The organism is Levilactobacillus cerevisiae (genome assembly GCF_003946245.1).
Taxonomy (GTDB): domain Bacteria; phylum Bacillota; class Bacilli; order Lactobacillales; family Lactobacillaceae; genus Levilactobacillus; species Levilactobacillus cerevisiae.
Map to the genome: position 1 here is coordinate 1 of NZ_RHNN01000055.1, position 6240 is coordinate 6240.

8 protein-coding genes and 1 pseudogene are annotated in these 6240 nt (G+C 39.6%); 4 read left to right on the plus strand and 5 right to left on the minus strand.

Features of this window, described 5'->3' with window-relative positions; translation table 11 throughout:
- Nucleotides 1-372 precede the first annotated feature (372 nt).
- The 4 genes from EKM99_RS15275 to EKM99_RS15290 all read right to left on the minus strand — a co-directional run bounded on the left by EKM99_RS15275 (nucleotide 373) and on the right by EKM99_RS15290 (nucleotide 3274).
- Nucleotides 373-969 (minus strand): hypothetical protein, encoded by a 597-nt coding sequence (locus EKM99_RS15275; protein WP_125584173.1) that lies wholly within the window; start codon nucleotides 967-969, stop codon nucleotides 373-375.
- Nucleotides 966-2282 (minus strand): relaxase/mobilization nuclease domain-containing protein, encoded by a 1317-nt coding sequence (locus EKM99_RS15280; RefSeq protein WP_125584174.1) that lies wholly within the window; start codon nucleotides 2280-2282, stop codon nucleotides 966-968. The genes EKM99_RS15275 and EKM99_RS15280 overlap by 4 nt, the downstream gene beginning before the upstream one ends.
- Complete coding sequence (locus EKM99_RS15285; protein WP_125584175.1) at nucleotides 2261-2572, minus strand: plasmid mobilization protein; 312 nt, start codon at nucleotides 2570-2572, stop codon at nucleotides 2261-2263. Before EKM99_RS15285 ends, EKM99_RS15280 begins: the two co-directional genes overlap by 22 nt.
- Nucleotides 2573-2950: 378 nt before the next feature.
- Nucleotides 2951-3274: a hypothetical protein gene (locus EKM99_RS15290; protein WP_125584176.1), complete on the minus strand. Its 324-nt coding sequence runs from the start codon at nucleotides 3272-3274 to the stop codon at nucleotides 2951-2953.
- Nucleotides 3275-3331: 57 nt separating this feature from the next.
- On the opposite strand from EKM99_RS15290, the pseudogene EKM99_RS16035 reads away from it, so the two are divergent.
- The 4 genes and pseudogenes from EKM99_RS16035 to EKM99_RS15305 form a co-directional block, all read left to right on the plus strand.
- Nucleotides 3332-3472, plus strand: a pseudogene (locus EKM99_RS16035) (IS5/IS1182 family transposase); the annotation flags it as partial.
- Between the two features lie 400 nt (nucleotides 3473-3872).
- Nucleotides 3873-4238 carry a hypothetical protein gene (locus EKM99_RS15295; protein ID WP_125584177.1) on the plus strand — a complete coding sequence of 122 codons (366 nt, stop codon included), beginning with the start codon at nucleotides 3873-3875 and terminating at the stop codon, nucleotides 4236-4238.
- Between the two features lie 35 nt (nucleotides 4239-4273).
- The gene (locus tag EKM99_RS15300) at nucleotides 4274-4705 is read left to right on the plus strand and encodes a hypothetical protein (protein WP_125584178.1); all 432 of its coding nucleotides are present in this window, start codon (nucleotides 4274-4276) and stop codon (nucleotides 4703-4705) included.
- A gap of 21 nt (nucleotides 4706-4726) precedes the next feature.
- Nucleotides 4727-5137, plus strand: a complete 411-nt coding sequence (locus EKM99_RS15305) for a thioredoxin family protein (RefSeq protein ID WP_125584179.1) — start codon at nucleotides 4727-4729, stop codon at nucleotides 5135-5137.
- A gap of 207 nt (nucleotides 5138-5344) precedes the next feature.
- Here EKM99_RS15305 and EKM99_RS15310 read toward each other — a convergent pair whose 3' ends face one another.
- Nucleotides 5345-6097, minus strand: a complete 753-nt coding sequence (locus EKM99_RS15310; protein ID WP_125584180.1) for a replication initiation protein — start codon at nucleotides 6095-6097, stop codon at nucleotides 5345-5347.
- Nucleotides 6098-6240: the final 143 nt, after the last annotated feature.

Consider the following 6240-nt stretch of genomic DNA (forward strand, 5'->3'; position numbering starts at 1 on the left):
ATGTGTTTTTAAACGTGGAAAATGTGTTTTTAAACGTGGAAAATGTGTTTTTAAACGTGGAAAATGTGTTTTTAAACCTCCGTAGGCCTTGACATAACGGGATTTGTTGTCGCCCTAAAGTATTTAAAAGTATTTAAAAGTATCCGTGAAAGTATCTTACTTACGCGCGAGGGAAACAAAAAAATTGTAAGTTCAAAAAAAATGGCAATGTCATAGCCGCTTAACCAACTAAAAAATTTGCTGCTATCAATTGCCATAGATATATATATATCTCTAAGATAAGCACTTCGTTCGACATAGAATCAAAAGACGTGGCTCAGAAGAAGCCTCGACTGTCGCTCGGCAGGGAGTACATGCTACGGAAGCACATTGCTAAAGTTGTGGATGATGATTTTTATATGGTTCACGAATATCATCGACCCATGATATTACGAAAGATACGACGAGACTAGGTGCGGCCACAATAACGATTTCTAGAATCAGCAACAAGAAAATTAAGAGTATCGCAATAATCGCCCTGCAGGCACCCCAAAAACTTAAGCTGGGACTGAAAACATGCCAGATTGGGCCAACACCACTTAGGTGAAAAAGAATCGGCATAATTAAACAGAACAGTGCCAGAGTCGTCATAACCAGCGCCACAATACCAATACCTTGAGCGAGTAGCGCTATGGTCTTTTGACGTCTAGTGGGTTCTAATTCCTGTTTAGCCGAGTCAATGGCTCGATTGAGTGAATTGAGGCCCTGTTGATTCCGGTCAAATTTTTGTTGATTAGCTTGGATAAGTGTATTGAGATGGTCCGTATACTGCTGGGAAGTCTGGTTGGTAAGAGTATCAATTTGCTTAGTCACTTGCTGATTGACTTCGCGTTGAATTAACGCGGTAATAGCGGGCACTTTGGACCAATTGATTTCGTCTTTTTGGTAAGCCGCTAAGATTTGCTTAAACATTTGGTTATTGTTATTCATCGATGGAACCCCCTGTTTTGATAAGTGCGGTAGTAACCTCTGTCCTTGTCCCGGGCTTCTTTGTGCTGTCTAGACTGGTCAAGCTTGTCTTGCAATTGATTAAAGAGGTCTTGCTCGTCTTGCTTCTGTGCTTGCAGTTGCTTTAAATATCGTCCAATTTTTCCTGCAATTGCGCTAATTGCGTTTGAGAAGTTGCTAATCTGGCCGCCGAGTCGTTTAACTCTTGTTCCAAAGTCTTTAGTTCGGTGTTTTGTTCGTTGGACATGCGTACTAAATTCTTTTGACGTTGAGCTAATGTGGCTTCGATTTTGACCTGTTGCGACTGTAAGACGTTCAATACCTTTAGCTGATTGAGAAGTTGCTGGTTCTCGTGATTTAACGTTTCGTTTTCGTTGTTCAGCCTGCTGTTTTCGCTGTTCAAACGCTCGACTAAGCGTTGAAGTTCGGCTATTTGAAGCTGATTGGCTTGGCTGTTTATCTCTTCGCTCCAACTCATTGAAAATTTGCTCCTTTTCGTAATCTGCACCTAAAGTTTTGCCACGAGCTCGTCGGTGCTTGTTTTCGGCGTCTAAGAACTCGAATGATAGACTTTTTCCGCGTTCATGTGTAATTATGCCAGATTCAGCTAAACGCTCTGATAACGCCTTATATGAGCTTACAGAGGTATCCTTCATGACAGAATCAATGTGGGCGCGTAAATCATCTTTCCAAACATACTCATTTTTGGCTTTGAGTTGGCGCTCAGCCATCGTCCGCCGTTCGCGTGGGTCTTTAGACCTTTCAATCACCGAAAGGCCGTGTTCCCGGCAAATATCGTCACTGAGGGCAGATAAACGTTGCCAGTCGTGATGTTGATGATATTTTTTTCCGGTTTTGAGGTTGGGCATGTTAACGACAATATGATTATGGAGCTTGTGGCCGGTACCATCTAGCTGAGTGTAAATGGCGACTTGATGGCCCGAAAAAGCTTTTCTAGCGAGCTGGTAGCCGATTTCGTTAGCTTTCTGCCAATCCTTTGGATTAGCTGGGTTCAGGTCAGCCGTGGAGAACGATTGAATGACCCGAACAGTCTCTTTACCAGTCGTCCCAAAAGCGCTTCTAGTGGCTTTCATTTGCGTACTAGCAAACTCAGGGTCAACGTTCATGCCACTTTTAACGACCGCACGGTCATGCAATTGGTCAACGACATGGCTAGCAACCCCACTTTTTAGGAGAAATTGTTTGGTTGACGCTTTAAGCTTCTCTTTCCCCTCAGCATACCTAACGGCCGCTGTACCGCTGGTGGCTTGGGTTATTTTCCCAATTGTTGCCATAAGGCGTTCACCTCTTGTCGTAAGCTGTCAATTGCGTGTGAATCGATAGCCTTAGATTCGTGGGCCAATTTAGTTAGTTGATTCAGGTTATTAGCCATGCCCGCCAGCTGACGAATCATGGCCTGTTGTGATTGCGCTGGAAGTTGTGGCTTAACCAGCTTTGATTTGAGTAAAACTTGCTTAGCATATTTGCCGACAGATAAGCCCAGCACTTCTGCGGATAGTTTGACCTTTTCTAATTCAGTATCACTAAGCCGGATATTGATTTGTGTGCGCTTAGTTTCAGACATAAAAGCACCCCTAAAGAGATTCAATTAAACTTGTTATTCACTCGCTTACTTTCATAACCGAGTTAGTATAAATACTCCCTATTCGGTCATGTTTATACTAACTCGGTTTTCAGGGCATGGCAAGCGGGGCAAAGTGTAGACAAATTGCTGACGCAATTTGACCACACTTTGCACTTGCAAGGGGGCTGCTGACGCTCCCCCTTGACCCCCAAAGTCAGACCCAAAACCCAAACCGGACACCCTACCTTTTTGTTCCCAAAAGGTAGCCCAAAAATTCTCAAAAGTTGTCAGTTTGCTTTTCGCAAATTGTCAGCTTTCGAGACAACAAAGAGCCATATTTGCTTTTCGCAAATACGACTCTTTTCTCGTGCAGGTTGTCTAGTTTTCTGAACGGAAACTAGACAACCACTCGGCAACCTTTGGTAGATTTTCAATCTGCCAATATCTGCCGTTATAGTGCATGTTGTCCGCAATTGTTTTCAATTGAGCCAAGACAACTGCATTTGACTCGGATTGAGGTTGTCCTTTTCGGACAATCTCAAACTTGTCGTCAAACTCTTCACGACTACTAACTTTGGTAGTCTTCAAAACGTCAGAACCCAGTTGCGTAACCAGTTTACGCCGCTGTTCTTTACGCTTTTTTCGCAGTAGAGCTTGTTCAGCTTTAATGCGTTGTTCTAGTCGTTCAATATCATTACTCATTTTTCTCCGCATTCTCTCTGCCATTTCTTCGTTTACATAACGCCTTAATGATCTATTTTACAACAGGTTAAGTCAGTTTTGGTAGATGGCGGCTACACAGATTCCAATTTTGAAGCTGACGTTCACACTAATTTAAAAGCCACCGTTCAGGTGGCTAAATGCAATGAGTTTCATAAATTTGAAGTATTACCGCAACGCTCCCCTCTTAACTCCCCCCAAAAAGGCCCCACTTCATCTTCAATAAAGTGAAAAATCAGACGATTAAGCGAAGCTTAATCGTTAGTGCTAAAACGAATATGATTCTAAAGTAGTTATTGATTTCAACGTGGCTTTGTCTTAAAGTTTACATGTATAGGGGTATAAGAAAAAGATAATTGTGCTTACTGAACTATGGGGAGTGAAAAAAATGTCTAAAAAGATGAGGATGATTGGGGTTAGTTGTCTTGCTATTTTTTCCATTTTAATGATAACTGTCGCGTCTAACTTGATCCCCCGATACAACTCTATAATCTTTATTGGTGGTGGCTTTTTCTTATTAATTTCAATTGTCACCCTTGGGATCAACGGATATACGCACAGAAAAGAGGAATAATAACGAATGCCAATATTAAAAAAATCAGGAAAATTACTTAATATAGTTTTAGCAGTATCTATTTTAGTACTAGGAATATTTGTTGTTGCCTTGGGAAATGTTAAAGCAAGTGCAGATGAAACGAGTCAAGAAGCTGCTGTAGGTGAAAACTTCGTCAATTCTTTTAACGATAATAAATTTACTTTATCCGATTCTTCGATAACAACTAAAGTAAATTCTTGGGGAAATAAAAATTCCAATACGCTAAAGGACGCACAGAATTATTCAAATACTCGTTCTGATAATGTGTCAATTTCAAAAGATGCTACTGTTAAAACTTTAAATGATAAAAGTGGAGATACTTATTATGTTATGTTGCGTACTATGATGTAGCAGGACCTAATATAAAACAGGGAAGTTATCTATCTTTGTTTTACAAAACGAATGGACAGTTGATTAATACCTCAATGGTTATGGGTGTATCTTCAAGTGTAGGTGTAAACACGTATATTTATGGTAATGGAAAACAAACTTTCGCTGCTACAATCGATGAGGATGGGAACGTTCTTTCAAGCAGTACCAACCCCTCAACCAATTTTGCAACAAAAGAAGGCAATGGAATGCACTTAATGGCAGCAGCTAAAAAGAAGAAAAAGAAGAAAACTAAAAAATCTTGGTTGTCTTGCATGGGTAAATGCTTAAACGGTATGGGAATTCCAAATTGGGTACTTGGTGCAGTAGGTGCTGGTTGTGCAGTGGTTTGCATTGGTACCGCAGGAACTGGCTGTGCCGCCTGTGTTTCAGCAGTGGGTGCAGGCTATGGTACTGAAGTATTTCATTGTGCTCATTACAAATGCTAAGTGTGAATCGGGGCTTATTGAGTGAAGAAGAGTAGTATTTTATTAATTGTAATTTTAGTCTTGGTTTTAGGTGCAGGTTTTTTTGTTTATCATCGAAAAACTGCTGATCCATTAACTAAAATTAATACAGTTCAGTTAAATCGTATAGTTACAAACAAAAAAGAAACCTTGATATATATTGGACGTCCTAGTTGTCCCGCTTGCGAAGTTTTCAATTCTAGATTGAGTACTCAGATGAAGAATAACATTTTTCGACCAAAGGTCTATTACTACAATACGAATGCTAATCGTAGTGATAAGAATTTCACATCAACACTTAAGAAGTTAAATATCACATCTGTTCCCGATTTCTTAGTCATTAAAAATGGCAAGGTAGTTCAAACCTACACGGGTCTAGATGAATTCTCAAAGGTTAAATCACTATTAGAATAATAAACTATTGGCCAAAATATTTTCTATTCGTATGCCCTTAAAACAAAAAATGAATTAAAAAGCACTCATACCGTAGTATGGGTGCTTTTTCTATGGTTTATCAAGGTTTAGTCGTTTTTTACATACAGAGTATAATAAAAATATAGTAGTTACCCTCTTTTCAATTTTTTAACGTTTATACTGGTTGATACATACGGTATTTAATTTCTAATTCACTATTTTATTTCTATCAAGAATTTCGAGTCGATATGCTACTATTTTGCGTCCATGTTTTAGAGAGGTTAGAGTGCACTCAGCATTAAGTTTTTCTTCTAACTCTTCTGTGGCACGTTTTAGAACGCTGGTATAAAACCTGCTAGCACTAACCCGGCGCCCCTTACCTAAGAACCAGCCTTGCCAATCCTCGGTTGAACCATTAATTGTGGTAACAATAGCGTCACCTTGTCGGTAGGATTCCCATAATTTTAATAGAATAAGACCGTACTTGCCGTTAATACGGCTAAGCTCTCTGAGATGGAAACTATAGAAGTTCTTTTTAAGATCAAAAACAAGCGGTGCGGCATCCTCTGAGAATTTAAACTGGACTGTACCTGATTCACCAAAGACAATCCGACCGAACAATTGAGTCATAAGGATCCCCTTCTCACCACTTGCTAGTGTTGTGGGGAGATATAAGGCAGTGTTTTCGTTCAATGTTTTAAACGCCCTTGCAATGCGCTCATAAGAATCTCCAGATGTATTCAGGCCAAAATGCTTGATAACCTCAATGGCAGTCACTTCATAAATTTTATTGGCAGTGTCATCTTCTTGGACAAAGCTAAAACAGTAGTCTAGGACACGTTGCTCAAAAGCTTTGAGTCCACCAAAAGACTTAGCAAGGTCATTGCCTTGCACAACTAAGTAATCTTGTCGACTTAGCAACTTGTCTAGGGCTTTTTGAGCTTTTTTATTTTCAATCAATTTAATTTCCCCATTTCCTTAAAAACATTATATCATTTAAAACACACAAAAGTTTTTTTTTATGTTAAATGTGTTTTTAAACGTGGAAAATGTGTTTTTAAACGTGGAAAATGTGTTTTTAAACGTGGAAAATGTGTTTTTAA